This is a genomic window from Sulfuricurvum sp. (assembly GCF_019163035.1).
Taxonomy (GTDB): Bacteria; Campylobacterota; Campylobacteria; order Campylobacterales; family Sulfurimonadaceae; genus Sulfuricurvum.
In genome coordinates this window covers 11,884-15,447 of sequence record NZ_JAFLKV010000018.1, presented here as the reverse complement: position 1 = coordinate 15,447, position 3,564 = coordinate 11,884, and the positions used below count along the sequence as shown (strand labels likewise).

Sequence of the window (3,564 nt, the reverse complement as noted above, 5' to 3'; positions counted from 1 at the left end):
AGTTTCTCCCTCTAATGAAAATCGACGGACGTTTTTGGCTCACCAAAGAGGGGCAAAGCTTTTTGGGTGCGGGTAGAATCGAGCTGTTGGAGCGAATCGATAAAACGGGATCGATCAATGCCGCCGCCAAAGAGATGAAAATGAGTTACAAAGCGGCGTGGGAGCGGATCAACGGGATGAATGCCCTCGCCGATCAACCGCTCATTGATCGTCTCACAGGCGGGCGTGGGGGCGGAGGGACAAAACTCACCCCGTATGCGCGTGAACTCATCGCGACCTTTCAACGTTTCAACGAACTGCACCGCCAGTTTATCGACCGTTTCGCCGAAGCGGGACACGATCCTGAACGTCTTGCCCGCATCCTGAGCCGTACCTTTCTCACTACCAGTGCACGAAATCAGCTCCCCGCCACCCTCCTATCCATCGAGGAACAAGGTCTTAACGGTCTTCTTACCCTATCCCTGACGGGGAGCCATACAATTCAGTCCATTATCACCCTCAAATCGATCCGAAATATGGGACTCACTATCGGATGCGATCTCTACGCCATCATCAAATCGAGTGATGTTACTATCGTTACCGTTCCTCCAAAAAGCGATGAGGCGATGAACGCACTCAAAGGGACAATCGTGCGCGTCGAATCCCAAGACGAAACGGATGAGATCACCTTCGCGCTTGATCTTTTTACAGAACTAATCGCCCTCATGAATCACAAAGATACCGCGCAACTCTCCGAGGGGATGAATGCCTATACCCTTATCTCCCCCAAGCACATTATTATCGGTTTATAACCGCTTATATTACATTTGCATTACAATTTGGTTACAATTCGATTACAAAATAATTGAGAGGCAGTTTTTGAAACTCCATTGGCTAAATTACTGGATGATGCTCCATGCGACACTATTTTGGTTGTTGGTTTTATTAAGCATGTTCAAAATATTGGGCTACTATACCGTAGAGTGGGCAACCCTTTTTCAATGGTGGTGGTGGAATTTGTTTGCCTATCTGTATGTCGCACTCGTCCATTTTATTGTCGTGAATAAAAAAAAGTTTTCACAAGAATAAATCTTCAAATAATATCATTAAGCGTTATGTCAAAATATCAATAAGAAATTTTTTAAGTTATCTTTAGTAATACTATCATAACCGCAGACATTCACATATTAACAAAAGGGATGTCATGAAAACAAGTGCACGCAACCAACTCCAAGGTGTAATTACCGAAATAAAAAAAGGTCAAATCAACAGTGAAGTTGTAATGTCAATCGGGGGCAGTAGTGTCCTAAAATCGGTTGTAACCAATGAATCCGTCGATGAGATGGAACTCTGCGTCGGTGAGCGTATTTATGCGATTATCAAAGCTCCGTTTGTAATGGTTGCCAAAGATAAGCCAAGCAGAATCAGCACTCGCAACATTATTGAAACAAAAGTGACTGAAGTCAAAAATGGTATCGTAAACAGTGAACTAAAACTCGCTATGGGAGATCAGATTTTGACCGCTGTCATCACAGAAGATGCGGTAGAAGATTTGGATTTCAAAGTTGGTGAGACCGTTTACGCCCTTATCAAAGCTAACTTCATTATTCTCGCTAAATAACTCTCATTCGGGCGTTGCCCGAATCTCAAAACGACCTATTTGTAAAAAAATCTGAAAACTTTAAGACATTTTCTCTATAATTTCGTTATATCTTACAAAGCATAACGAAATTGTCGCATTTTTCCGCGAACCGTTTTTGCAATGTCCGTTTATGAATATCGTTATATCAAAATAGATACTAAGGAGTTGAGATGAAATTACTCAAAATCGTTCTGACATCGTTGGCGTTTGCCTCTGCGCTTGCTGCCCAAACCATTACCGTAGCTGCGGCCGCCAACCTCAAATATGCAATAGCGGACATTGCCAAAGAGTTTTCCAAAGAGAGCGGTATCGAAGTGAAAATCATCACCGGATCATCCGGTAAGCTGACGCAACAAATTATGAGTGGTGCGCCATACGATGCGTTTCTATCTGCCGATGTCGAGTATCCTGCCAAGCTAGCACAAAGTGGTTTCACTACAACACCATCTCAAGTGTACGCTTTCGGTACACTCATCCTCTGGAGCGACACTGGTGCCGATCTCTCTAAAGGGGTAGCCGTTGTTGCCGATCCGAGTGTCAAAAAAATCGCGGTGGCTAATCCTAAAACAGCTCCGTACGGTATCGAAGCGATGAACGCTATGAAATACTATAAAGTTGCCGATGCGGCTACGCCTAAAATCATCACCGCCGAATCGATCTCCCAAGTGGGTGCGTATGTGACGACCAAAGCGGTCGATGTCGGGTTTATGGCAAAATCGATCGTCCTCGCTCCTGAGATGAAAAATGTCGGAAAATGGGTCGAAGTCGATGATAAAGCGTATAACACTATCGATCAAGCGATGGTAGGACTCAAAAATGGTAGTCCTGAAAATCAGATCGCAGCCAAAAAATTCCTCCGTTATATGTCTTCACCAAAAGCGATTACGATCTTAAAAGCCAATGGGTATGGCATACCTGCTAAAAAATAAGGATTAGAAATGACAAAACTTAGCTTTGCTACGGCACTACTTTTAGGGACAGCGGTATTCGCCACAGCGGCGGATGATTTGGCATCAGCGTTTAAAGAGGGGAAATTTGAGGGGCGTATCCGTACCCAGTATTTCCTCACGGATTGGGATATGCACGATGGCGTCAACAAAGACAATACGGCAACCGCTTTTGCTATTGGGGGAAGTTTACTCTATAAAACAGCTCCGTTGTACGGAATCAGTGCGGGTACAGGTCTCTATACGACCCAAAATCCCGGAGGAATCACCGATGAGAGTGACGGTCGAAACATGACGACCCCGACCAAGTTTAATGCTACGACCAGCAACGACCTCTTTTTACGGGAAGGTGATGGTGCGACTGCGTTATCGGGTACCAATCCGACTACTTTGGTTACTTACGGTACGGGATACGCGGTACTTGCTCAGGCGTATTTACAATACGATATTGCTAAAACCAAAGCGACAGCAGGTCGATTGTTAATGAGTAATCCGTGGATCACTCCCAATGATACCAAAATGATCCCGATTGCCATCGAAGGGATTCAAATCAAATCGAACGATTTGGCGAACACCACGATCCAAGTCGATTATGCCGACAAAATCAAAGAGCGCGGTATGACCCATTTCGGGAATATGGCGGATACGGGAGATACCCCCGATGCAATCAAAGCATGGTACAAAACCACCTATTCCAATGCCGGAACACATGGAGAAGCACCTGATGTACTCATCGCCGGTGTGACCAATAAATCGATTGACGGTTTAGAGTTACAAGGGTGGGTAATGCATTGGCCGGATCTCTTGGATCAAGGTATGATAGAGGCAAACTATGCCATCGAAGCGGGAGATGCTATTATCTCTTTAGGGGGTCGTTTTATCCAACAGCGTGATAAAGGTGCCGGAGCTATCATCCGTCCTCAAACGAATAGCGGAGACACCGACCAAAGTATCGATTCACATTTGTGGGCGCTCCGTGCCGTAACCAACTACGGT

At 45.1% G+C, this 3,564-nt stretch carries 5 protein-coding genes; all 5 read left to right on the top strand.

Annotated elements, in window-relative coordinates:
- A partial coding sequence (locus JZU62_RS01740; protein ID WP_295011305.1) for a TOBE domain-containing protein occupies positions 1-791 on the top strand: 791 nt, incomplete at its 5' end.
- Between the two features lie 67 nt (positions 792-858).
- Complete coding sequence (locus tag JZU62_RS01735) at positions 859-1,068, top strand: hypothetical protein (protein WP_295011303.1); 210 nt, start codon at positions 859-861, stop codon at positions 1,066-1,068.
- 115 nt (positions 1,069-1,183) lie between these two features.
- The gene (locus tag JZU62_RS01730; RefSeq protein ID WP_295011301.1) at positions 1,184-1,600 is read left to right on the top strand and encodes a TOBE domain-containing protein; all 417 of its coding nucleotides are present in this window, start codon (positions 1,184-1,186) and stop codon (positions 1,598-1,600) included.
- Between the two features lie 191 nt (positions 1,601-1,791).
- On the top strand, positions 1,792-2,550 hold the full coding sequence (modA, locus tag JZU62_RS01725) for a molybdate ABC transporter substrate-binding protein (RefSeq protein WP_295011299.1): 759 nt from the start codon (positions 1,792-1,794) through the stop codon (positions 2,548-2,550).
- 9 nt (positions 2,551-2,559) lie between these two features.
- The coding region (locus tag JZU62_RS01720) for an OprD family outer membrane porin (RefSeq protein WP_295011297.1) at positions 2,560-3,564 on the top strand (1,005 nt) is incomplete at its 3' end.